The organism is Pseudomonas sp. EA_105y_Pfl2_R69, from assembly GCF_963970915.1.
Classification (GTDB): Bacteria; Pseudomonadota; Gammaproteobacteria; order Pseudomonadales; family Pseudomonadaceae; genus Aquipseudomonas.
In genome coordinates this window covers 48556-70195 of the sequence record NZ_CAXAOO010000005.1, presented here as the reverse complement: position 1 = coordinate 70195, position 21640 = coordinate 48556, and the positions used below count along the sequence as shown (strand labels likewise).

At 64.3% G+C, this 21640-nt stretch carries 22 protein-coding genes; 9 read left to right on the top strand and 13 right to left on the bottom strand.

Going from position 1 to position 21640, the window contains the following annotated elements:
• Positions 1-32: 32 nt before the first annotated feature.
• The 3 genes from rho to AACY13_RS15185 form a co-directional block, all read right to left on the bottom strand.
• Entirely contained in the window at positions 33-1292 is a 1260-nt protein-coding gene (gene rho / locus AACY13_RS15195; protein WP_339462423.1) for a transcription termination factor Rho, read from the bottom strand.
• A gap of 415 nt (positions 1293-1707) precedes the next feature.
• Positions 1708-2034: a thioredoxin TrxA gene (gene trxA, locus AACY13_RS15190; RefSeq protein ID WP_079203790.1), complete on the bottom strand. Its 327-nt coding sequence runs from the start codon at positions 2032-2034 to the stop codon at positions 1708-1710.
• Positions 2035-2151: 117 nt separating this feature from the next.
• Positions 2152-2859: a FadR/GntR family transcriptional regulator gene (locus AACY13_RS15185; protein WP_339462422.1), complete on the bottom strand. Its 708-nt coding sequence runs from the start codon at positions 2857-2859 to the stop codon at positions 2152-2154.
• Positions 2860-3142: 283 nt separating this feature from the next.
• On the opposite strand from AACY13_RS15185, the gene AACY13_RS15180 reads away from it, so the two are divergent.
• From AACY13_RS15180 to ppx, 5 genes are all read left to right on the top strand, one after another.
• Positions 3143-3928, top strand: a complete 786-nt coding sequence (locus tag AACY13_RS15180; protein WP_339462421.1) for a transporter substrate-binding domain-containing protein — start codon at positions 3143-3145, stop codon at positions 3926-3928.
• A gap of 24 nt (positions 3929-3952) precedes the next feature.
• Positions 3953-4618: an amino acid ABC transporter permease gene (locus AACY13_RS15175; protein ID WP_339462420.1), complete on the top strand. Its 666-nt coding sequence runs from the start codon at positions 3953-3955 to the stop codon at positions 4616-4618.
• Complete coding sequence (locus AACY13_RS15170) at positions 4615-5265, top strand: amino acid ABC transporter permease (RefSeq protein WP_339462685.1); 651 nt, start codon at positions 4615-4617, stop codon at positions 5263-5265. Before AACY13_RS15175 ends, AACY13_RS15170 begins: the two co-directional genes overlap by 4 nt.
• Positions 5252-5983 carry an amino acid ABC transporter ATP-binding protein gene (locus AACY13_RS15165; RefSeq protein ID WP_339462419.1) on the top strand — a complete coding sequence of 244 codons (732 nt, stop codon included), beginning with the start codon at positions 5252-5254 and terminating at the stop codon, positions 5981-5983. The genes AACY13_RS15170 and AACY13_RS15165 overlap by 14 nt, the downstream gene beginning before the upstream one ends.
• A gap of 207 nt (positions 5984-6190) precedes the next feature.
• Positions 6191-7693, top strand: coding sequence for an exopolyphosphatase (ppx, locus tag AACY13_RS15160; protein WP_339462418.1), 1503 nt, complete (start codon positions 6191-6193; stop codon positions 7691-7693).
• A gap of 145 nt (positions 7694-7838) precedes the next feature.
• Here ppx and ppk1 read toward each other — a convergent pair whose 3' ends face one another.
• The 3 genes from ppk1 to AACY13_RS15145 all read right to left on the bottom strand — a co-directional run bounded on the left by ppk1 (position 7839) and on the right by AACY13_RS15145 (position 12580).
• Complete coding sequence (gene ppk1 / locus AACY13_RS15155; protein WP_339462417.1) at positions 7839-10061, bottom strand: polyphosphate kinase 1; 2223 nt, start codon at positions 10059-10061, stop codon at positions 7839-7841.
• A 19-nt stretch (positions 10062-10080) separates the two neighbouring features.
• Positions 10081-11094 (bottom strand): porphobilinogen synthase, encoded by a 1014-nt coding sequence (gene hemB / locus AACY13_RS15150; protein ID WP_339462416.1) that lies wholly within the window; start codon positions 11092-11094, stop codon positions 10081-10083.
• 250 nt (positions 11095-11344) lie between these two features.
• Positions 11345-12580 carry a sterol desaturase family protein gene (locus AACY13_RS15145; RefSeq protein ID WP_339462415.1) on the bottom strand — a complete coding sequence of 412 codons (1236 nt, stop codon included), beginning with the start codon at positions 12578-12580 and terminating at the stop codon, positions 11345-11347.
• A 156-nt stretch (positions 12581-12736) separates the two neighbouring features.
• Here AACY13_RS15145 and elbB point away from each other — a divergent pair, with 156 nt between their 5' ends.
• Both elbB and AACY13_RS15135 read left to right on the top strand, forming a co-directional pair.
• The gene (elbB, locus tag AACY13_RS15140; RefSeq protein ID WP_339462414.1) at positions 12737-13399 is read left to right on the top strand and encodes an isoprenoid biosynthesis glyoxalase ElbB; all 663 of its coding nucleotides are present in this window, start codon (positions 12737-12739) and stop codon (positions 13397-13399) included.
• Between the two features lie 237 nt (positions 13400-13636).
• Positions 13637-14107, top strand: coding sequence for a thioesterase family protein (locus tag AACY13_RS15135; protein ID WP_339462413.1), 471 nt, complete (start codon positions 13637-13639; stop codon positions 14105-14107).
• Positions 14108-14110: 3 nt separating this feature from the next.
• On the opposite strand, the gene AACY13_RS15130 is transcribed toward AACY13_RS15135, so the two are convergent.
• The 5 genes from AACY13_RS15130 to AACY13_RS15110 all read right to left on the bottom strand — a co-directional run bounded on the left by AACY13_RS15130 (position 14111) and on the right by AACY13_RS15110 (position 18576).
• The gene (locus tag AACY13_RS15130; RefSeq protein ID WP_339462412.1) at positions 14111-14572 is read right to left on the bottom strand and encodes a YaiI/YqxD family protein; all 462 of its coding nucleotides are present in this window, start codon (positions 14570-14572) and stop codon (positions 14111-14113) included.
• A gap of 30 nt (positions 14573-14602) precedes the next feature.
• Positions 14603-15232, bottom strand: a complete 630-nt coding sequence (gene rhtB, locus AACY13_RS15125) for a homoserine/homoserine lactone efflux protein (protein WP_339462411.1) — start codon at positions 15230-15232, stop codon at positions 14603-14605.
• A 79-nt stretch (positions 15233-15311) separates the two neighbouring features.
• On the bottom strand, positions 15312-16076 hold the full coding sequence (locus AACY13_RS15120; RefSeq protein WP_339462684.1) for a TerC family protein: 765 nt from the start codon (positions 16074-16076) through the stop codon (positions 15312-15314).
• A gap of 5 nt (positions 16077-16081) precedes the next feature.
• Complete coding sequence (locus tag AACY13_RS15115; RefSeq protein ID WP_339462410.1) at positions 16082-16669, bottom strand: mechanosensitive ion channel family protein; 588 nt, start codon at positions 16667-16669, stop codon at positions 16082-16084.
• Entirely contained in the window at positions 16666-18576 is a 1911-nt protein-coding gene (locus tag AACY13_RS15110) for an ATP-binding cassette domain-containing protein (RefSeq protein ID WP_339462409.1), read from the bottom strand. The genes AACY13_RS15115 and AACY13_RS15110 overlap by 4 nt, the downstream gene beginning before the upstream one ends.
• 50 nt (positions 18577-18626) lie before the next feature.
• Here AACY13_RS15110 and AACY13_RS15105 point away from each other — a divergent pair, with 50 nt between their 5' ends.
• On the top strand, positions 18627-19082 hold the full coding sequence (locus AACY13_RS15105) for a TIGR02444 family protein (RefSeq protein ID WP_339462408.1): 456 nt from the start codon (positions 18627-18629) through the stop codon (positions 19080-19082).
• Position 19083: 1 nt separating this feature from the next.
• Here the strand turns inward: AACY13_RS15105 and AACY13_RS15100 are convergent, their stop codons facing one another.
• The gene (locus AACY13_RS15100; protein WP_339462407.1) at positions 19084-20091 is read right to left on the bottom strand and encodes an AlgP family protein; all 1008 of its coding nucleotides are present in this window, start codon (positions 20089-20091) and stop codon (positions 19084-19086) included.
• Between the two features lie 117 nt (positions 20092-20208).
• On the opposite strand from AACY13_RS15100, the gene AACY13_RS15095 reads away from it, so the two are divergent.
• The gene (locus tag AACY13_RS15095) at positions 20209-20853 is read left to right on the top strand and encodes an FKBP-type peptidyl-prolyl cis-trans isomerase (RefSeq protein ID WP_445262581.1); all 645 of its coding nucleotides are present in this window, start codon (positions 20209-20211) and stop codon (positions 20851-20853) included.
• A 74-nt stretch (positions 20854-20927) separates the two neighbouring features.
• Here the strand turns inward: AACY13_RS15095 and rsd are convergent, their stop codons facing one another.
• Complete coding sequence (rsd, locus tag AACY13_RS15090) at positions 20928-21401, bottom strand: sigma D regulator (RefSeq protein WP_339462405.1); 474 nt, start codon at positions 21399-21401, stop codon at positions 20928-20930.
• Between the last annotated feature and the right edge of the window lie 239 nt (positions 21402-21640).

The following is a 21640-nucleotide window of genomic DNA, read 5'->3' as shown; positions in this document are numbered from 1 at the left end:
GGCTTACCCGGCTTTTGTGAGGCTCGCGTGGCTTACTTGCGGCGCATCGACTGGAAGAACTCTTCGTTGGTCTTGGTCGCTTTCAGCTTGTCGATAAGGAACTCGATGGCAGCGATTTCGTCCATCGGGTGCAGCAGCTTGCGCAGAATCCACATGCGCTGCAGCTCGTCTTCGGCGGTCAGCAACTCTTCGCGGCGGGTGCCGGAGCGGTTGATGTTGATCGCGGGGAATACGCGCTTCTCGGCGATACGACGGTCCAGGGGCAGTTCCATGTTGCCGGTGCCCTTGAATTCCTCGTAGATCACTTCGTCCATCTTCGAGCCGGTTTCCACCAGCGCGGTGGCGATGATGGTCAGCGAACCACCTTCCTCGATGTTACGCGCCGCGCCGAAGAAGCGTTTCGGCTTCTCCAGGGCGTGGGCGTCGACACCACCGGTGAGGACCTTGCCGGAGCTCGGGATCACGGTGTTGTAGGCGCGCGCCAGGCGGGTGATGGAGTCGAGCAGAATGACCACGTCCTTCTTGTGCTCGACCAGGCGCTTGGCCTTCTCGATCACCATTTCGGCGACCTGCACGTGGCGGGTCGGCGGTTCGTCGAAGGTCGAGGCGACCACTTCACCGCGCACGGTGCGCTGCATTTCGGTCACTTCTTCCGGACGCTCGTCGATCAGCAGGACGATCAGGTGCACTTCCGGGTTGTTGCGCGTGATGTTGGCCGCGATGTTCTGCAGCATGATGGTCTTGCCGGCTTTCGGCGGTGCCACGATCAGGCCGCGCTGGCCTTTGCCGATGGGGGCGCAGAGGTCGATGATGCGGCCGGTGATGTCTTCGGTGGAGCCGTTACCGGCTTCCATGACCAGACGCTTGGTGGGGAACAGCGGCGTCAGGTTTTCGAACAGAATCTTGTTCTTGGCGTTCTCCGGGCGATCGTAATTGATCGTATCGACCTTGAGCAGCGCGAAGTAACGCTCGCCCTCTTTCGGCGGGCGGATCTTGCCGACGATGGTGTCGCCGGTACGCAGGTTGAAGCGGCGGATCTGGCTCGGCGAGACGTAGATGTCGTCGGGGCCGGCGAGGTACGAGGCATCCGCGGAGCGGAGGAAGCCGAAACCGTCCTGGAGAATCTCCAGCACGCCATCACCGGAGATTTCCTCACCGCTTTTAGCGTGTTTTTTCAACAGCGAGAAAATCACGTCCTGCTTGCGCGAACGAGCCATGTTTTCCAGGCCCATCTGTTCGGCGAGTTCCAGCAGTTCGGTGATCGGCTTTTGCTTGAGTTCGGTCAGATTCATAGGAATGACGTAATCATGAAGGAGGGGAAATAAGCTATTCAGCTTGGGAGGCCGCGCCGCTAAAAGGCGATTGGATCGCCAGCGTGCTTCGAAGGTATTCGCGTAGGAATCCGTCGGCGACGGCTTGCAGGGGGCTGCATAGGAAATGCAGCGAGGCCGAATGTAACACCGGCTTTAGCGGCACGTCCAGCCCTTAAATGAAAGTCTCGCAGCGACGCCATCCGATGCCCTTCGCCCTCCGGGAGAAGGTGGCGCGCAGCGCCGGATGAGGGAAGCGGGCATGCCCGCCAGGCAGAAAAAATGGCTGGGAGCCATTTTTAACGTCGCGTAGCGACGGCCCGAAGGGTGGCTGCCATGGATGGCAGTCCATAAAAAAGCCCCGCTATTTACGGGGCTTATTCAACAGCACAGTCGCTTAGATATTGCTGTCGAGGAATGCGGCCAGTTGCGACTTGGACAGCGCACCAACCTTGGTCGCTTCGACGTTGCCGTTCTTGAACAGCATCAGGGTTGGAATGCCACGCACGCCGTACTTGGGCGGGGTGTCCTGGTTTTCGTCGATGTTCAGCTTGCAGACTTTCAGCTTGCCCTGGTAGGTCTGGGCAATCTCGTCGAGCACCGGCGCGATCATCTTGCACGGGCCGCACCACTCAGCCCAGTAGTCGACCAGCACCGGACCCTCGGCCTGGATGACATCCTGGTCGAAACTGGCGTCGCTGACATTGGTGATGAATTCGCTCATGGAAAGTCTCCGTGTTCGGAAGCAAAAGATGGTCGACATCATAGCCCGGCTTTCCCGACACAGGAAGGCGGACACCATTGAGCCTATCTATGGGCCCACAAAGAATTTACCCGAACGCTAGTCGCCGAGAGTGACAAAAGCGATGCCGGTGCGCAAGGCAGCCGCGCGAATATGCTGCTGCATGGCCTTCTGCGCCGGGCCCGAGGCGTGCCGCCCCAGGGCCTTGAGGATCTTGCGGTGTTCCTGCCAGGTCTCCATCGCCCGCTCCGGGCGGATAAACGGCAGCTTCTGGCTTTCCAGAAAAATATCCGCGCTGGAGGTGACGATGCCGCACATGGCCTGGTTGCCGCTGGCCAGCAGGATGCGCCGGTGAAAATCGAAATCCAGGCGTGAGGCGCGGTCGAAATCACCAGCGCGCAGGGCCAGACGCATCTGCTCGACATTGTCCTGCAGCGCATCCAGTTCCTCGGCGGTCAGGGTCGCCGCCGCCAGGCCGCAGGCGAATCCCTCCAGAGCGAAGCGCAGCTGGAAGGTGTCGCTCGCCGACACCTGTTCGGCGAACGGCCAGGCGAAGCCCGTCGGGGCCGCGGCCTGGGCGGATGTGGCCTGGACGAACACGCCCTTGCCCGGCTGCACGCTGATCATGCCCAGGGCACTCAAGGACGACAGGGCTTCGCGTAGGGAGGTGCGACTGACCCCCAGGCGCTCGGCCAGATCGCGCTGCGACGGCAGGGCATCGCCCGGGCGATAGTCCTCGTCGGCGATCAGCTGGCGGATCGCCTGCAGGGCGTACTCGGGGACGGCACGAGGAGCGGAAGCATGCATGACTGTTCAGGCCGGTCGGTCCAGTAAAGGTGCTCTTTGTACGGCCAGAGCGGCCGCCAGGCAAGCGCTGCGCCGTTTTGAAGCCCGGCTCGCGGCCCCGCACCCAAATGGCGCAGCACCCTGACTGACCGACCAGTCAACTTTATAACTGTTCATACCAGTAAGACCTTGTTTTACAAAAGCAATATAGCTAAGTGCATGAATCAAATGGAATTGGCATGAGCAATGCACTCGGGTAGCCAGCGAAATCAATCGAATTTCACTCGTCCACCGGGAGCATGCCATGCACAAGATTCAGCGCCACCTACTCAACCTGCTCGTCGCCGGCCTGGCCCTGAGCCTGCCCAGCGCCTTCGCCGACAGCCTCAGCGACATCGCCGAGCGCGGCGTGCTTAAAGTCGCCGTCCCCCAGGACTTTCCGCCCTTCGGCTCGATCGGCCCGGACATGCAGCCGCGCGGCCTGGATATCGACACCGCGCAACTGCTGGCCGACCAGTTGGCGGTGAAGCTCGAGCTGACCCCGGTCAACAGCACCAACCGCATCCCCTTCCTCACCACCGGCAAGGTCGACCTGGTGATCTCCAGCCTGGGCAAGAACCCCGAGCGCGAAGCCGTGATCGACTTCTCCAGCGCCTACGCGCCCTTCTACCTCGGCGTATTCGGCCCGGCAGACGCGGCCGTGAGCAGCCTCGACGACCTGGCGGGCAAGACCATCAGCGTGACCCGCGGCGCGGTGGAGGATATCGAGCTGAGCAAAGTGGCTCCCAAGGGCGCGACCCTCAAGCGCTTCGAGGACAACAACTCGACCATCGCCGCCTACCTCTCCGGCCAGGTCGACCTGATCGCCAGCGGCAACCTGGTGATGTCGACCATCGCCGAGCGCAATCCCCAGCGGGCGCCGCTGATGAAGCTCACCCTCAAGGACTCGCCTGCCTATATCGGCATGAACAAGAACGAGGCGGCGCTGCTGGCCAAGGTCAACGCGATCATCGCCAGCGCCAAGGTCGACGGCAGCCTCAATGCGCTCAGCGAGAAGTGGCTGAAGCAGCCGCTGCCGGCCGGCCTGTAAAGGCGCAGAGACAGGAGGCGCGCGATGGCGTACCAGTTCGATTTCATTCCGGTGTTGGACAACGCCGACCTGTTGCTGCAAGGCGCATTCTTCACCCTGAGCCTGACCGCCGCCGGCACCCTGCTCGGGGTCGGCCTGGGCATCATCGGTGCGGTGCTGCGCGCCTGGCGGATCAAACCGTTCAACCAGCTGTTCGGCCTGTATGTCGAACTGATCCGCAACACCCCGTTTATCGTCCAGCTGTTCTTCATCTTCTTCGGCCTGCCGGCCCTGGGCGTGCGGATGAGCGAGTGGGAGGCGGCGGTGCTGGCGATGGTGATCAACCTGGGGGCCTACTCCACCGAAATCATCCGCGCCGGCATCCAGGCCATCCCCGTCGGCCAACTGGAAGCGGCCGCAGCCCTGGCCATGAACCGCTTCGAGAGCTTCCGTTACGTGGTCCTGCGCCCGGCCCTGGCCAAGGTCTGGCCGGCGCTGTCGAGCCAGATCATCATCGTCATGCTCGGCTCGGCGGTGTGCTCGCAGATCTCCACCGAGGAGCTGTCGTTCGCCGCCAACTTTATCCAGTCGCGCAACTTCCGCGCCTTCGAAACCTACCTGGTGACCACCCTGCTGTACCTGGCCATGGCGATCCTGATCCGCCAGCTGCTGGCCTGGATCGGTCGCCGCTTCGTCGTCGGAGGTCGCTGATGGACTTCACCTTCTGGGACATTTTGCGCAACCTGCTGGTCGGCCTGCAGTGGACCCTGCTGCTGTCGCTGGTGGCCTTCGCCTGCGGCGGCGTGGCCGGCCTGCTGCTTCTGCTGGCGCGGATTTCACCGCTGCAACCCCTACGAGTTCTGGCGCGCGGCTATATCGAGCTGTTCCAGGGCACGCCGCTGCTGATGCAGCTGTTTATGGTGTTCTTCGGCATCGCCCTGCTCGGCGTCGACGTGTCGCCCTGGCTGGCCGCCGCCTGCGCCCTGACCCTGTTCACCAGCGCCTTTCTCGCCGAGATCTGGCGCGGTTGCGTCGAGTCGATCGGCCGCGGCCAGTGGGAGGCCGCCGAAAGCCTGGCCATGAGCCGCCTCGAAGTGCTGCGCCACGTGGTGCTGCCGCAGGCGCTGCGCATCGCCATCGCCCCCACCGTGGGCTTCTCGGTGCAGGTGGTGAAAGGCACCGCGGTGACCTCGATCATCGGCTTCACCGAGCTGACCAAGACCGGCGGCATGCTGGCCAACGCCACCTTCGAGCCCTTTATGGTCTACGGCCTGGTGGCGCTCGGCTACTTCCTGCTCTGCTACCCCCTGTCGCTTGCCGCATACCGCCTGGAAAGGAGGCTGAATGTCACTGCTTAACGTCACCGCCCTGCACAAGTACTACGGCGACAACCACGTGCTCAAGGGCATCGATCTGACAGTCGAGGAAGGCGAAGTGGTCGCCATCATCGGCCGCAGCGGCTCGGGCAAGAGCACCCTGCTACGCACCCTCAACGGCCTGGAATCGATCAACGACGGGGTGATCGAGGTCGACGGCGACTATATCGACGCCGCCCGCGCCGACCTGCGCAGCCTGCGGCAGAAGGTCGGCATGGTGTTTCAGCAGTTCAATCTGTTCCCCCACCTCAGCGTCGGCGAGAACATCATGCTGGCCCCGCAGGTGGTGAAAAAGCTGGCGCGCGACGAGGCCGCGCAACTGGCGCGGCAGATGCTCGAGCGGGTCGGCCTCGGCGAGAAGTTCGACGCCTACCCCGAGCGTCTGTCCGGCGGTCAGCAGCAGCGGGTGGCGATCGCCCGCGCCCTGGCCATGTCACCGCGGGTGCTGCTGTGCGACGAGATCACCTCGGCGCTCGACCCGGAGCTGGTCAACGAGGTGCTGGCGGTGGTCAAGCAACTGGCCAGCGAGGGCATGACTCTGATCATGGTCACCCACGAGATGCGCTTCGCCCGCGAGGTCGGCGACAAGCTGGTATTCATGCACCAGGGCAAGGTGCATGAGGTCGGCGCGCCCAAAGCGCTGTTCGCCGAACCGCAGACCGCGGAGCTGCGCCAGTTTATCGGCTCGGTCAACCTCTAGGCCCGACCTTTTACTCGCCAAAGGACGTGCTCAAGCCAAGGGTGATGCGCCCCGCGACCAACGGCCGACCCGCGCGCTGGACCGCCGCTCGCGGCGGGGCGTCCATGCTTTCCAGGAACGCGCGCGGGGACTGCGACATCAGTATGCGTTGGCGAGGCCGGATGATCGTGGCAGGATGGCCGGGTTCCGCATCGAGATGTCTCCGCCATGCCGCATACCCCTGCCGAGTCCTTTCCCTTGATTGCAGCCATCGACCTGGGCTCCAACAGCTTCCACATGGTGCTGGCCAAAGCCGACCATGGCGAGATCCGCATCCTCGAGCGCCTCGGCGACAAGGTGCAGCTGGCCGCCGGTATCGACGAGGCCCGCCTGCTCAACGAGGAAGCCATGCAGCGCGGCCTCGACTGCCTGCGCCGCTTCGCCCAGCTGACCAGCAGCCTGCCGGAAGGCGCGGTGCGCATCGTCGGCACCAATGCCCTGCGCGAGGCGCGCAACCGCGATGTATTTATCCAGCGCGCCGAGGCCATTCTCGGCCACCCGGTGGAAGTCATCTCCGGGCGCGAAGAAGCTCGCCTGATCTACCTCGGCGTGTCCCACAGCATCGCCGACACCCCGGGCAAACGCCTGGTCGCCGATATCGGCGGCGGCAGCACCGAATTCGTCATCGGCCAGCGCTTCGAGCCGCTGCTGCGCGAAAGCCTGCAGATGGGGTGCGTCAGCTTTACCCAGCGTTTCTTCAAGGACGGCAAGATCACCCCGGCGCGTTACGCCCAGGCCTATACCGCAGCGCGCCTGGAAATCATGGGCATCGAGCACGGCCTGCGCCGCCTCGGCTGGGAAGATGCGGTGGGGGCCTCGGGCACCATCAAGGCCATCGGCCTGACCATCCAGGCCGCCGGCCTCGGCACCGGCGAGGTCAATGCCGAAGGTCTGGCCTGGCTCAAGCGCAAGGTGTTCAAGCTGGGCGAGGCGGACAAGCTCGACCTCGACGGGATCAAGCCAGATCGCCGCGGCATCTTCCCCGCCGGCCTGGCGATTCTCGAGGCCATCTTCGACGCCTGCGATATCCAGCGCATGAGCCATTCCGAAGGGGCGCTGCGCGAAGGCGTGCTCTACGACCTGCTCGGCCGTCATCAGCATGAAGACGTGCGCGAGCGCACCCTGGGCTCGCTGATGGAGCGTTACCACGTCGACCTGGAACAGGCCGCACGGGTCGAAAGCAAGGCGCTCTCGGCCCTCGACAAGGTGGCGGGCGACTGGGCCCTGAACGACGACTGGCACCGCGAGCTGCTCAGCTGGGCGGCCAAGGTGCACGAGGTGGGCCTGGATATCGCCCACTACCAGTACCACAAGCACGGAGCCTACCTGGTCGAGCACTCCGACCTGTCCGGCTTCTCGCGCCAGGACCAGCAGATGCTGGCACTGCTGGTGCGTGGCCATCGACGCAATATTCCCAAGGACAAGTTCGCCGCCTTCGGCGAGGAAGGCATCAAGCTGATGCGCCTGTGCGTGCTGCTACGCTTCGCCATCCTGTTCCACCATATCCGTGGCAGCCAGGAAATGCCCGAAGTGCAGCTCAAGGCCAGTCAGCAGCGCCTGGAAATCGCCTTTCCGCAGGACTGGCTGGCCGCCAACCCGCTGACCCAGGCGGACTTCACCCAGGAAGCGGAATGGCTCAAGCGCATCGGTATCGAACTCAGCGTGCGCTGACGCTCACACCCCTCTGCCGCCCTTCCGCGGCCCTCCCCCGGAAACGGCAGAGGGTTGCCAGCAGTCTTTCTTATGGCCAGCCATCCATGGCGGCCACCCTACGGGCCGTCGCTACGCGACGTTAAAAATAACGCCCAGCCATTTTTTAGCGGGCGCTGACCAGCGGCACCGTCAGCTTGTCCAGCAGCCCGGCCTGGGCGCTGCGCGGGTTCTGATTGCCCGTCGGGCTGCTGCGCAGGTAGCGACCGTCCGACTGCAACACCCAGCTGTGGGTGTTGTCGGTCAGATAGACCTCCAGCTCCTTCTTCACTCGCAGAATCAGCTTCTTGCCTTCCACCGGGAAGCAGGTCTCGACCCGCTTGTCGAGGTTGCGCTCCATCCAGTCGGCGCTGGACAGGTAGATCTTCTCCTCGCCGCCGTTAAGGAAGTAGAACACCCGGGTGTGCTCGAGGAAGCGGCCGATGATCGAGCGCACCTGGATATTGTGCGACACCCCGGCGATGCCCGGGCGCAGGCAGCACATGCCGCGCACCACCAGGTCGATCTTGACCCCGGTCTGGCTGGCTTTGTACAGCGCGCGGATGATCTTCGGATCGGTCAGCGAGTTGAACTTGGCGATGATATGCGCCGGCTTGCCCTCGGCCGCCAACGCGGTCTCGCGGGCGATCATATCGAGCAGGGTCTTCTTCAGGGTGAAGGGCGCATGCAGCAGCTTCTTCATGCGCAGGGTCTTGCCCATGCCGATCAGCTGGCTGAACAGTTTGGAGACGTCCTCGCACAGCGCCACGTCGGCGGTGAGCAGGCTGTAGTCGGTGTACAGCCTGGCGTTGCCGGCGTGGTAGTTGCCGGTGCCGAGGTGCGCGTAGCGGACGATATCGCCACTCTCGCGGCGCAGGATCAACATCATCTTGGCGTGGGTCTTGTAGCCCACCACGCCATAGATCACCACCGCACCGGCCGCCTGCAGGCGGCTGGCCAGGGCCAGGTTGGACTCCTCGTCGAAACGCGCGCGCAGCTCGATCACCGCGGTGACCTCCTTGCCGTTGCGCGCCGCCTCGACCAGGGCGTCGACGATTTCCGAGTTGGCCCCGCTGCGGTACAGGGTCTGCTTGATCGCCAGCACATGGGGGTCTTTCGCCGCCTGACGCAGCAGGTCGACCACCGGGGTGAAGGACTCGAACGGATGCAGCAGGAGGATGTCCTGCTTGCTGACCACACTGAAGATGTTCTCGGCGTTCTGCAGCAGCTTGGGGATCACCGGGGTAAACGGCGTGTACTGCAGTTCCGGATGACTTTCCAGGCCGGTGATGCTGAACAGCCGGGTCAGGTTAACCGGACCGTTGACCCGGTACAGCTCGCTCTCGCTCAGGTTGAACTGCTTGAGCAGGTAATCGAGCAGCGGCCGCGGGCAGGTGTCGACCACCTCCAGGCGCACCGCATCGCCGTAGCGGCGACTGAACAGCTCGCCGCGCAGGGCGCGGGCCAAGTCTTCGACGTCCTCGGTGTCCACCGACAGGTCGGCGTTGCGGGTCAGGCGGAACTGGTAGCAGCCCTTGACCTTCATGCCCTGGAACAGGTCGTCGGCATGGGCGTGGATCATCGAGGAGAGGAACACGTAGTTGTCGCCGGGACCGCCGACGTCTTCCGGGACCTTGATGATCCGCGGCAACAGACGCGGGGCCGGAATAATCGCCAGCCCCGAATCGCGACCGAAGGCGTCGATACCTTCCAGCTCGACGATAAAGTTCAGGCTCTTGTTCACCAGCAAGGGGAACGGGTGGGTCGGGTCGAGACCGATGGGGGTGATGATCGGCGCGATCTCGTCGCGGAAGTAGCGGCGCACCCAGGCCTTGAGCTTGGTGTTCCAGAAACGTCGGCGGATAAAGTTGATGTTGTGCTTGGCCAGCGCCGGAAACAGGGTGTCGTTGAGGATGGCGTACTGGCGCTCCACCTGCTCATGCGCCAGCTCGGCCACCCGAGCCAACGCCTGGTGCGGCTGCAGGCCGTCGGGCCCGGCCTGTTCGCGGGCGAAGTTGATCTGCTTCTTCAGGCCGGCAACGCGAATCTCGAAAAACTCGTCGAGGTTGCTGGAGAAAATCAGCAGGAACTTCAGCCGTTCCAGCAGCGGATAGGACTCATCCAGCGCCTGCTCCAGCACGCGGATATTGAACTTCAGCTGGGACAATTCGCGGTGAATATACAGGCTGCTGTCGTCCAGGTTCGGAATCACCGCCGGGGCCGGCGCTGCGGGTGCCGGTGCGGGCACCGGGGCCACGCTTTCGACCGGCGGGGCCTCCACGGCCACGGCCTCGTCGACGACCGGCTGGGCGTCCTGCAGTTCGCTGTTACTGAGTCCTTCGGTGTTCATCGCAAATGTCCCGGGGGCGTCATTGCCCCTGTTTGAGCAGTTCTGCCGCACGTACGGCGAAATAAGTCAGGATGCCATCGGCACCCGCGCGTTTGAAGGCGGTCAGCGATTCGAGGATCACCGCCTCGCCCAGCCAGCCGTTCTGGATGGCGGCCATATGCATGGCGTACTCGCCACTGACCTGATAGACAAAGGTCGGCACCTTGAATTCCGCCTTGACCCGCCAGAGGATGTCCAGATAGGGCATGCCCGGCTTGACCATGACCATGTCCGCACCTTCGGCCAGATCGGCAGCCACCTCATGCAGCGCCTCGTCGCCGTTGGCCGGGTCCATCTGGTAGCTGGCCTTGTTGGCCTTGCCCAGGTTGGCGGCCGAGCCCACCGCATCGCGGAACGGGCCGTAGTAGGCGCTGGCGTACTTGGCCGAGTAGGCCATGATCCGCACGTTGCCGTGATCGGCCAGCTCCAGAGCCTCGCGAATCGCCTGCACGCGGCCGTCCATCATGTCTGACGGGGCGACCACCTGGGCACCGGCCGCGGCATGGGACAGGGCCTGTTTGACCAGGGCATCGACGGTGATGTCGTTCTGCACATAGCCGTCGTCGTCGAGAATGCCGTCCTGGCCATGGGTGGTGAACGGGTCGAGGGCCACGTCGCTGATCACTCCCAGCTCGGGGAATCTGGCGCGCAGGGCACGAATCGCACGCTGGGCGATACCGTCCGGATTCCAGGCCTCCTCAGCCAATAGCGATTTCTTCTCCAGCGGCGTCACCGGGAACAGCGCCAGGGCGGGAATGCCCAGGGCCACCCAGCGCTCCGCTTCCTGCAGCAGCAGGTCGATGGACAGACGCTCGACGCCGGGCATCGAGGCAATGGCCTCGCGGCGGTTTTCGCCGTCGAGGACGAATACCGGCAGGATCAGGTCATCGACGCTCAAACGGTTCTCGCGCACCAGCCGCCGGGAAAACTCATCGCGGCGATTACGGCGCAGGCGGGTGGCGGGGAACAGACGATTGGCGGGGGTAAAGCTCACGGCAGACTCCAGAGCCCGGGTCGACGGGCGAGTGTGACAGTTATAAGCGGTCATTATGACCAAAGTATGACGGCACACGACAGCGCTGCGACCGCTTGCCGCAAGCGGATCCAGAATAGCGGGGGAAAAATCCGCGGCATAGCGCGGCACGCCTCGGGCAGCGCCTTTATTTCAGCCGCCCCCGCGGACCGCCACGGCTGTGCCGCCGACAGGGTAGCCGCGCGCTACGCCGCCTTCTGAGACGCCGGATTCAGGCCGCTACCGCGCGCGCTTCACCTGACGTGCGGGACAATGTCACCAGGCTGAGCAGGCTGTAACCCAGCAGCAGCGGCCAGACTAGCGATTGCGCCGGCAGCAGCCCGAGTTGCAGGGCCAGCCAGACCGCCGGCAGATTGAACGCCAGGCGCAACAGCTCCAGACGCCTGGCCGTCGGGCGGTTTTCCAGCCAGGCACCTATCACGTACAGGCCGCCGGCCATCCAGGCCAGCCCCAGCAGCAGTGCCGCCGTGCTCAGCTCGGCAGCCAGCGCCAGCAGACCGGTACCGGCGAGCACATAGAGACTGAACTGGGCGGCGGCGTAAGCTTGCTGGCCGCGGCTCAGCGGTACTTCGAATTTGACGAACTGGCTGAGATCGGGCTTTACCTGCGGGTACCTGGCCGCCACATCGGCCGGCCTCCAGCCGGTGGGCATAAACCAGATGCGCAACCTGTCCCACCAGGACTCGGCGCGCAGCGCATCGCGCCACAGGGCCACATAGAACTGCGCATTGGCCCACAGCGGGTTCCAGCTGGCCAGCGGCGTGGTCACGCCGAAGATCACCGGCTCGGCGTCCAGCTCCTCCTGAAAGGTGTCGAACAACCTGTCCCAGAAAATGAACACGCCGCCGTAATTGCGATCCATATACATAGCATTCTGCGCATGGTGCACCCGGTGGTTGGACGGCGAGACAAACAGCCACTCGAACCAGCCCAGCTTGGGAATATGCCGGGTATGCACCCAGAACTGGTAGAGCAGGTTGAGCGCCGCCACCGTCAGAAACACCAGCGGCGGCACCCCGATCAGGGCCATGGGCAGATAGAAGATCCAGCCGAAGATAAAGCCGGTGCTGGTCTGGCGCAGGGCGGTGGAGAGGTTGTAATCCTCGCTCTGGTGATGCACCGAATGGGCCGCCCACAGCACATTGCGCTCATGCCCCAGGCGGTGGTTCCAGTAGTAGCAGAAGTCGTAGAAGACGAAGGCCAGCAGCCAGACCCAGAGTGGTTCGGCGGACAGTTCGAACAGCGCCAGCTGCTGCCAGGCCAGGGTGTAGACGAACAGACCGACGACCCGGGTCAGCAGACCCGCGGTGGTCGACAGGACACCGGCGCTGAGGCTGTTGATGGCGTCGGCCAGACGGTAACTGCTGACCCCGCGCCAGCGATCGGCCAGCAGTTCCAGGGCGATCAGCACAAAGAAAAAAGGTACGGCGTAGAGGATGTAATTCATAGTGTCGCCAGAGCGTTGTACGGCTAGGATTGCTAAGAGAATTCTAGCCGTTGGCCCCCAGTGCCCTCGCGGCGCACCATGCCAAACTGGGGGGCATATGGCGACAGACAAGAACAGGATTCAATCCGGTACGGCTCGGCATTTCAGGAGTATTTGATGAACAAAAAAGTCGCGGTGATTCTTTCCGGCTGTGGTGTCTACGACGGCGCGGAAATCCATGAAAGCGTGATCACCCTGCTGCGTCTCGACCAGCGCGGTGCCCAGGTGCAGTGCTATGCCCCCAACGTGCCGCAACTGCATGTGGTCGATCATTACAGCGGCGACGAGATGAACGAGACGCGCAACGTACTGGTGGAGTCGGCGCGCATCGCCCGCGGCCAGATCAAGGACGTCAAGGAACTGCATGTCGGCGATTTCGACGCGCTGATCATGCCCGGCGGCTTCGGCGTGGCGAAGAACCTCTCCGACTTCGCCATCAGCGGCGCAGGCTGCACGGTGCAGGCCGACGTACTGAGCGCCGCTCAGGCCTTCGTCAAGGCCGGCAAGCCAGTCGGCCTGATCTGCATCGCGCCGGCCCTGGCGGCGAAGATCTTCGGCAGCGGGGTGATCTGCACCATCGGCAACGACCACGACACCGCCGCGGCCATGACCCAGATGGGCGCGGTCCACCATGAGTGCGAAGTCAGCGAAATCGTCGAAGACCATCAGCGCAAACTGGTCAGCACCCCGGCCTATATGCTCGCCCAGTCGATCAGCGAGGCGGCCTCGGGGATCAACAAGCTGGTCGACCGGGTACTGGAGTTGGCCCACCACGACTAGTGTCGTGACACAGGTCATTTGTCATGGGGCCCCATGCGCCGTTAGCCATGGCGTGTAGGAGCGGCTGGGCGGCACTCCGCCATGCCGGCGATTCGCACGCATGGCGTGCTCCTACATGTTTGCGACATTTGAACCCTAGTCCGTTCCTGCCAATCGGCGCGGCACACCGGCCGCGCCTCTGGTCAAACCGGACGGCATGCGGCAGTTTGCTCTGACACTCGCCCAGGCTCAGCCCCCATGACTCACCCACCCAGCGTGCTCGATGCCGAACTGCAGCAGGCAGTCAGCGGCTTTTTCCAACGGATTCCGTTCAACCGGATGCTCGGCATCGAACTCGACGAGCTGAGCCTGGAACGGGTAACCATGCACCTGCCGATGAAACCGGAGCTGATCGGCAACTTCGTCCACGGCATCCTGCATGGCGGGGTGATCTCCTCGCTGCTGGATGTGGCCGGCGGGGCCATGGCCCTGATCGGCGCGTTCGACAAGCACCAGCACCTGGCAAGCAGCGAACGCATGACGCGCCTGTCCAAGCTCGGCACCATCGACCTGCGCATCGACTACCTGCGCCCCGGACGCGGCCAGCGCTTTACCGCCACGGCGGTGCTGCTGCGCTCGGGCAACAAGGTGGCAGTGGTACGCAGCGAATTGCACAGCGACGACGGCACCCTGGTGGCGGTGGGTACCGGCACCTATCTATGCGGCTAGGCGTTAGCCGCCGGCCTGGCGCTGCAAGCGGGTCAGAATGCGATCCAGGGCATTGGCAAAGGCCTGCTTGTCGCGTTCGCCATAAGGGGGCTGGCCGCCACCGACCTGGCCCTGCTCGCGCAGCTCGGTAAACAGATTACGCACCGCCAGCTTGTCGCCCATATTGCGCTCATCGAACTCGCGGCCGCGCGGGTCGAGGGCGGCCACGCCTTTCTTCACCAGGCGGTCGGCCAGCGGCACATCGCTGCAGATCACCAGTTCGCCGGGCAGGGCGTGCTCGACCAGGTAGTCGTCGGCGGCGTCCGGGCCGCTGGGCACCACAATCAGCCGCACACAGCTATAGGCCGGCTTGACCTGGGCCTGACCGGCCACCAGCAGCACCTCGAAACGACGCTTGAGAGCGAACTTGACCAACTGATCCTTGGCCGCCCTGGGGCAAGCGTCGGCATCTATCCACACGCGCATGGTTGCTGCCCCCTTGGCTGGCTCAGCGTCTCAGACCGGCGCGCGCCGCACCGTGGCCAACAACGCGGCGGCACCGACGAACAGGGCACCGAAGGTGCGGTTCATGATGCGCTGCTGCCGCGGCGAACGCAGCGCCCGCAGCAGCCGCGCCGCCAGGCCGGTGTAGCCGGCCATGACGATCAGGTCGACGCAGATCATGGTCACGCCCATCACCAGGTACTGGCTCAGCAGCGGGGCCTGCGGGTTGAGAAACTGCGGCAGCACCGCGAGCATGAAGACGATGGCCTTGGGGTTGCTGAAGTTGACCAGAAAGCCGCGCAGCACCAGGGTCAGCGGCCGGCCGATGGGGCGCTCGGCGGGTGCCGCCATGTCGCTGGGCAGCGCCTGCCACTGCCGGTAGCCGAGATACACCAGATAGACCACGCCAAACCACTTGATCAGGCTGAAGGCCAGCTCCGAAGCCGCCAGAATCGCCCCGACGCCGGCGGCGACGATAACGATCTGCAGGGCCAGGCCCAGTTGCAGACCCAGGGCGTTCCAGTAGCCGCGCAGAAAGCCGTACTGCAATCCCGCAGACATCGAGGCAATCGCCCCGGCCCCCGGCGACAGGCTGATGATCCAACAGGCGACGAAGAACGCGAGCCAGGTTTCCAGTGCCATGGCGATACCTCAAACAGATCGATAAAAAAGGGGCAGGCCTTAGCCTACCCCTTGTCGTTGACTGCGCCCAGCAGGACGTTCAGTCCGGCGAACCCTTGCGCAAGTGCACCGGCTCCATCTCTTCCTTGCGCGCCCGGGCGCGGGCCGTACGCATACGGATATTGATGGCTTCCACCGCCAGCGAGAAGGCCATGGCGAAGTACACGTAACCCTTGGGCACATGCACGTCGAAGGCTTCGGCGATCAGCACCGTGCCGACCACGATCAGGAACGACAGGGCGAGCATCTTCAGGCTCGGGTGTTTGTCGATGAAATCGCTGATGGTGCCCGCCGAAAGCATCATCACGATCACCGAGATGACGATGGCCGCGACCATCACCGGCACGTTGTCCACCAGCCCGACCGCGGTGATCACCGAGTCGAGGGAGAAGACGATATCGATGATGGCGATCTGCACGATGATGCCCATAAAGCCGTAGGCCTTGCCGCCGGCAGCCTGCCCCTCTTCCTCGCCCTCCAAGCTGTGGTAGATCTCCGCGGTGCTCTTGAACAGCAGGAACAGACCGCCGAAGAACAGAATCAGGTCGCGCCCGGAGAAACCTTCACCGAAGACGTGGAACAGGTCGTTGGTCAGGCGCATCACCCAGCTGATCGACAGCAGCAGCAGGATCCGCGTGCCCATCGCCAGGGCCAGCCCGAAGAAGCGTGCCTTGGGCTGCTGATGCTTGGGCAGACGGCTGACCAGGATCGAGATAAAGATGATGTTGTCGATGCCGAGGACGATTTCCAGGGCAGTCAGGGTCAGAAAAGCGACCCAGAGTTCGGGGTTGGCCAGCCATTCCATCATGGTTAAATCTCGAGTTTGCGCGCGACGGGGAGTTCGCCATTGCGCCAGCGGCGCACGGCTTTCTGGAAGAACAAACTATTGGGCACCTGCACCCAGCACCCCGGGGCATCGCCGCTGAGGTCTTCGAGGGTGGTGTAGAACAGATTGATCGACAGCACCCGGCCTATGACCCCGGGCTTGTCGGCACTTTCGATCACTTCCACGCAGTCGCCGATGCGAAACGGCGTCAGGGTCACGATCAGCAGCGCGCAGAACAGGTTGGATAGCACACTCCAGATGGCGAAGAAGGCCACCGCCGCCACCGCGACAAAGCCGGTCAGCGCCGTCCACAGTACCTGGGCGGAGACGCCCAGGCGCTCCAGCACCAGCATAAAGGCGCTGCCCATGATCAACCAGCGCAGCGCACCGCGCAGGGGCCACAGGACCTCCAGCGGCAACTGCGGGTAGCGCCCGGCCAGACGGTTCAAGCCGCGCGCCAGCAGGCGCTGGAGCAACCAGGCGAGCAACAGGATCAGCAGCACCTGAGCGCCGCGGATCAAGGGTTCGCTGTAGGCGAGCAGCCATTCGCCAGCGGGCCATTCGAGGTTCAACTGGCGGCCTCCAACTCTGCCTGCAAGGCCTCGAGGGTTTCCAGGGCCAGCATCCAGCGCTCTTCCAGATCGGCCTCGCGGCTTTTCAGCCTGGCCTGCTCGGCCAGGGCATCGCGCAGCTCGTCCTTGCGCGCCGCTTCATAGATGGCACTGTCGCCCAGACGCTGCTCCACGGCCGCGAGCTGGCCATGCAACTGCCCCAACTCCTTTTCCAGCTTGTCGGCTTCGCGCTTGTGCGGGGCCAACTGCTGACGCAGCGCCGCCGCGACCTGGCGCTGGGCGCGCTTGTCGGTCCTGTCCAGGTTGCTCTCGGCGTTGCTCGGCGCGGCCTGACGCACGCGGTAATCCACCAGCCAGCGGGCGTAGTCTTCCAGGTCGCCGTCGAACGGCTGCACCCGCCCATCGGCCACCAGGAGGAACTCGTCGGTGGTGCTCTTGAGCAGGTGGCGATCGTGGGATACCACCACCACCGCGCCGCTGAACTCCTGCAGGGCCATGGTCAGGGCCAGGCGCATTTCCAAGTCGAGGTGGTTGGTCGGCTCATCCAGCAACAGCAGGTTGGGCTTGCCCCAGGCGATCAGGGCCAGGGCCAGACGGGCTTTTTCGCCACCAGAGAAATTCAGCACCGGCTCGTCGCAGCGCGGACCGCGGAAGTCGAAGCCGCCGAGGAAATCGCGCAGGGTCTGCTCGCGCTCGGTGGGGGCCAGGCGCTGGAAGTGCAGCAAGGGGCTGGCCTTGTCGTCCAGGGCATCGAGCTGATGCTGGGCGAAGTAGCCCACCACCAGGTTCTCGCCACGCTGCAAGCGGCCGCTGATGGGCTGCAGCTCAGCCGCGAGGTTCTTGATCAGGGTCGATTTACCGGCACCGTTGGGGCCGAGCAGGCCCAGGCGTGCGCCAGGGGTGAGCTGCAGCTTGACCTGCTCCAGCACCACCTTGTCGCCGTAACCGAGACGGCCTTCGCTCAGGTCCAGCAGCGGGCTGGATATCTTGTCGGCTTCGCGGAAGCTGAAATCGAACGGCGAGTCGACATGCGCAGCCGACAGCTCCTCCATGCGCTCCAGGGCCTTGATCCGGCTCTGCGCCTGCCGGGCCTTGGTCGCCTGGGCCTTGAAGCGGGCGATGTACTTTTCCATATGGGCGCGTTGCGCCTGCTGCTTCTCGTAGGCCTGCTGCTGCTGAGCCAGACGCTCGGCACGGGTGCGTTCGAAGGCCGAATAGCCGCCGCGATAGAGGGTCAGCTTGCGCTGTTCGACATGGGCGACGTGGTCGACCACCGCATCGAGAAAATCACGGTCGTGGGAAATCAGCAGCAGGGTGCCGGGGTAGCTCTGCAACCAACCTTCCAGCCAGAGGATCGCATCCAGATCCAGGTGGTTGGTCGGCTCGTCGAGCAACAACAGATCGGACGGGCACATCAGCGCCTGGGCCAGGTTCAGGCGCATGCGCCAGCCACCGGAGAAGTCGCCGACGCGGCGGTCCATCTGCGCGCTGTCGAAACCCAGACCGGCGAGCAGCTTGCGCGCGCGGGCATCGGCCGAGTAGCCATCGAGGTTGTCCAGCTCGGTGTGCAGGCGGGCGATGGCCGCGCCATCGTGGGCGGCCTCGGCCACCGCCAGCTCGGCCTGTACCTTGCGCAACTGCAGATCGCCGTCGAGCACATAGTCCACCGCCTGGCGCTCGACCGCGTCGATCTCCTGGCGCATATGGGCAATGCGCCAGTCGGCGGGGATCAGGCAGTCGCCCGCGTCCGCGCTGAGTTCGCCGCGTAGCAGAGCAAACAGACTGGATTTGCCGGCACCATTGGCACCGATCAGGCCGGCTTTATGGCCGGGGTGCAGGGTCATCTCGGCGTCTTCTAGCAGACGCTGAGGGCCACGCTGTAAAGTGAGGTTCTGGAGTCGAATCATAATGGCGGCGGAGTCTACCAGAGTCGCCTAACAGTTACGCGGAAAGCACCATGTACCCTGACCTGTGGCCATTTGCCGAAGAGCTCTACCAACGTCCCGGCGTCGAAGCCGCCTGCCTGCAGTTGCAGGCCCAGGGCGCGGATGTCTGCCTGCTGCTCTGCGCACTCTGGTGCGAGGCGCGCAGGGTGCCCTGCACGGCGCAACGCATCACGGCATTACACAGCATCGCCCAGCCCTGGCAAGCGCAGGTGGTGACGCCGTTGCGGCAGTTGCGCCAGGGTTGGCGCAGCGCCGCACAGGTCGACCCGAGCCTGGCGCGCTTGCGCGAAGAGGTCAAAGCGCTCGAACTGCAAGCCGAGCGCGAACTGCTGCAGCGCCTGGCCCTGCACAGCCGCGACTGGCCCAGTGCAGAGGCCGCGCAACCGGGCTGCTGGCTGGAGCAGCTCACTCCCGCCGCCGAGCCCGCCGCGCTGCAGGTGCTGCGCGACGCGGCGGACCGCCCCTGACTTAGGACGCGCTTGGCGCGGTGCTGGTGTTGTCGCTGCTGGTTGCCGCGGTGGGAGCGACGGGGGCGACAGCGGGTTTGGCAGGCGCAGCCGGCTTTTTCACCGCCGGTTTGGCTGCAGGTTTGGTAGCCGGTTTACTGGCTGCCTTGGTCGCAGGAGCCTTGCTCGCGGCCGGCTGGGCGGCGGCTTTTACCGCAGGCTTAGCCGCCGGTTTGGCTGCCGGTTTGGCACTCGCGCTAGCAGCAGGCTGCTTCGCCGTGGTGCTGGCCGCAGCCTTGGCTGGGGCCTTGGCCACAGGCTTGGCCGCTGCCCGAGCCGGAGCCTTGGCCGCAGGTTTGGCCGCTGCCCGAGTCGGAGCCTTGGCCGCAGGTTTGGCCGCTGCCCGAGCCGGAGCCTTGGCCGCAGGTTTTGCCACAGCCCGAGTCGGAGCCTTGGCCGCAGGTTTTGCTGCAGCCCGAGTCGGAGCCTTAGTCGCAGGTTTTGCTGCAGCTTTGGTCGCTGGGGCCGGCTTGGCAGCGACCTTGCTCGCGGCAGGCTTGGCCGGGGCCTTGGCCACCGCCGGTTTGGCCACCGGGGCGACCCTCGCGGCCTTGGCCGCACGTGTGTCCAGCGCCTTGCTCACGGCCTCCTTGACCTTGCCCACGCCCTGGGCCAGCCTCAGGCTTTCCTGGGCATCACGCTTGAGCTCGGCAATATAGCTGCGGGTTTCGGTTTGACGCGCCTTGAGCGCATCCAGCAGCTCTTCGAGTTCGGTCACTGCGTCCTTGGCTTTGGCCTGGGCCTTGGACTTGCCGGCTACGGCGGCATCCTGCAGCTTGCTGCGCGCCTTGTGCAGTTTTTCCTGGGCTTTGCCGCGCTGCTTCTCCAGCTTGGCGAGCAGCTTCTCGGCCTCGATCAAGGCCCGACTGCAGGCATCTTCCAGATGTTCGAGCAGGCTGCTGGACAGCTGCTGAAGCAAATGCAGCGGGGTACTGACCGACTTTTTCTTTGCGTTCTTTGTAGCCGACATAACGCGCCTCCTGGCGAGTGAAGATGCCACTCATACTAGCCCTCCTCGCGGCTGCGTCGCTACCTCGCCCACCGAGCTAGCAGGCATAATCAGCGCAACCTTGCTCGGAGAATGTCCATGCCGCGAATTTCGCTGCTACTGCTGTGCCTGCTCGCGCCCCTCGCGCAGGCGCAGGAAGACTCACAAGACCTGGCCTACAGCCTGGGCGTGCGTCTGGGCGAACGACTGCGCGAGGAAGTCCCGCAGCTGCACCTGCAAGCCCTGCTCGACGGCCTGCGCCAGGCCTATCGCAACGAGCCCCTGGCCCTGGATGGCGAACGCATCGACAGCCTGCTCGCCGCCCATGAAGCCCAGCTGGCCGACGTCCCGGCGCTGCGCGACAGGGCCATGGCGGCGGAGCGGCGCTTCCTCGCCAAGGAAAAAGCCAAGGCCGGGGTGCGGGAGCTGGACAAGGGTGTGCTGGTACAGGAGCTGCGCCCAGGTAAAGGGGCAAAACCCCAGGCCGAAAGCCGCGTGCAGGTGCGCTACAGCGGTCAACTGGCGGACGGTAGTCAGTTTGACGAGAGTCGGACACCCCAGTGGTTTAGCCTGCCCAGCGTGATTGCCGGCTGGCGCAGTGCCCTACAGGAGATGCCGGTCGGGGCCCATTGGCGGCTGGTTATTCCATCCGCCGAGGCCTACGGCGCAGAAGGCGCGGGGGATCTGATCCCGCCGTACTCGCCCCTGGTGTTCGAACTGGAGCTGCTCAACACCCGGGACTAGGAGCCCGGCCACGCAGGCGGACCGCTCCAGCCTGGCTTGAGCGAGGCAAAGTCCAACCTACCGATGCAGACATATCAGATAACGGGCGCGGCCTGCTCTTGATGGGCATTGTGCAGGACTTCGATCAGGCAGTCCTCCAGCTCGAAGCGCTCATGCAGCAACTGCCCGAGGTGCCCCAGCTCATCGATCAGCGACCCCGAATCATGGCAGTCGCCATTGTCGCAACGGTCGTTGAAGGCCAATGCCACTTCGGTGATCACTTCGATACGCGGGTAAATCTGCTTGGCCAGTTCCAGACCACGCTGATCGCCGAATGCCTTGGCTTCGTTGGTCAGCTGTTCGTAGACCTCGAAGTGGCCGGCCGACACGTAGTCGACGAGGATTTCGCAGAATTTCTGCAGCGTCTCGGCGTTGGCACTCGGCGCTTGCGGCGAACTGTTGATGGCCGCATAGGCGTCCACCAACTCTTTACGTTCTTGCAGCCAGCGGTCGATCAGCAGGTGAACTCCACCCCAACGTTCCTGGGCGTTCTGACAACTCTCGAGCATGATGACCTCACTTCCCTATTGCTATTAGTGTTGTTCGCCTGGTCGAGACATTTTTCTGTCGATTGGCCCAGGGGCTTGGGAAGAAAACCGTGGAACGGCAACTTTCCGGCGGTACCTGCGAGCCAGATTATGCCCGCCCGCCTGAGCCTTCAAGACAGCCCTGGAGAAAATTTCATACAAGCGTTTAACTCGTCCCCAGTCGCGCGCGCACGACGCAAGCGGCCTGTAAAAGCTCAGGG

What these genes read in the sequence shown, in the direction of transcription:
- rho (WP_339462423.1), bottom strand. Translation starts at nt 1,292, where the DNA reads ATGAATCTGACCGAACTCAAGCAAAAGCCGATCACCGAACTGCTGGAA.
- trxA (WP_079203790.1), bottom strand. Translation starts at nt 2,034, where the DNA reads ATGAGCGAATTCATCACCAATGTCAGCGACGCCAGTTTCGACCAGGAT.
- AACY13_RS15185 (WP_339462422.1), bottom strand. Translation starts at nt 2,859, where the DNA reads ATGCATGCTTCCGCTCCTCGTGCCGTCCCCGAGTACGCCCTGCAGGCG.
- AACY13_RS15180 (WP_339462421.1), top strand. Translation starts at nt 3,143, where the DNA reads ATGCACAAGATTCAGCGCCACCTACTCAACCTGCTCGTCGCCGGCCTG.
- AACY13_RS15175 (WP_339462420.1), top strand. Translation starts at nt 3,953, where the DNA reads ATGGCGTACCAGTTCGATTTCATTCCGGTGTTGGACAACGCCGACCTG.
- AACY13_RS15165 (WP_339462419.1), top strand. Translation starts at nt 5,252, where the DNA reads ATGTCACTGCTTAACGTCACCGCCCTGCACAAGTACTACGGCGACAAC.
- ppx (WP_339462418.1), top strand. Translation starts at nt 6,191, where the DNA reads ATGCCGCATACCCCTGCCGAGTCCTTTCCCTTGATTGCAGCCATCGAC.
- ppk1 (WP_339462417.1), bottom strand. Translation starts at nt 10,061, where the DNA reads ATGAACACCGAAGGACTCAGTAACAGCGAACTGCAGGACGCCCAGCCG.
- AACY13_RS15145 (WP_339462415.1), bottom strand. Translation starts at nt 12,580, where the DNA reads ATGAATTACATCCTCTACGCCGTACCTTTTTTCTTTGTGCTGATCGCC.
- elbB (WP_339462414.1), top strand. Translation starts at nt 12,737, where the DNA reads ATGAACAAAAAAGTCGCGGTGATTCTTTCCGGCTGTGGTGTCTACGAC.
- AACY13_RS15135 (WP_339462413.1), top strand. Translation starts at nt 13,637, where the DNA reads ATGACTCACCCACCCAGCGTGCTCGATGCCGAACTGCAGCAGGCAGTC.
- AACY13_RS15130 (WP_339462412.1), bottom strand. Translation starts at nt 14,572, where the DNA reads ATGCGCGTGTGGATAGATGCCGACGCTTGCCCCAGGGCGGCCAAGGAT.
- rhtB (WP_339462411.1), bottom strand. Translation starts at nt 15,232, where the DNA reads ATGGCACTGGAAACCTGGCTCGCGTTCTTCGTCGCCTGTTGGATCATC.
- AACY13_RS15120 (WP_339462684.1), bottom strand. Translation starts at nt 16,076, where the DNA reads ATGGAATGGCTGGCCAACCCCGAACTCTGGGTCGCTTTTCTGACCCTG.
- AACY13_RS15110 (WP_339462409.1), bottom strand. Translation starts at nt 18,576, where the DNA reads ATGATTCGACTCCAGAACCTCACTTTACAGCGTGGCCCTCAGCGTCTG.
- AACY13_RS15105 (WP_339462408.1), top strand. Translation starts at nt 18,627, where the DNA reads ATGTACCCTGACCTGTGGCCATTTGCCGAAGAGCTCTACCAACGTCCC.
- AACY13_RS15100 (WP_339462407.1), bottom strand. Translation starts at nt 20,091, where the DNA reads ATGTCGGCTACAAAGAACGCAAAGAAAAAGTCGGTCAGTACCCCGCTG.
- AACY13_RS15095 (WP_445262581.1), top strand. Translation starts at nt 20,209, where the DNA reads ATGCCGCGAATTTCGCTGCTACTGCTGTGCCTGCTCGCGCCCCTCGCG.
- rsd (WP_339462405.1), bottom strand. Translation starts at nt 21,401, where the DNA reads ATGCTCGAGAGTTGTCAGAACGCCCAGGAACGTTGGGGTGGAGTTCAC.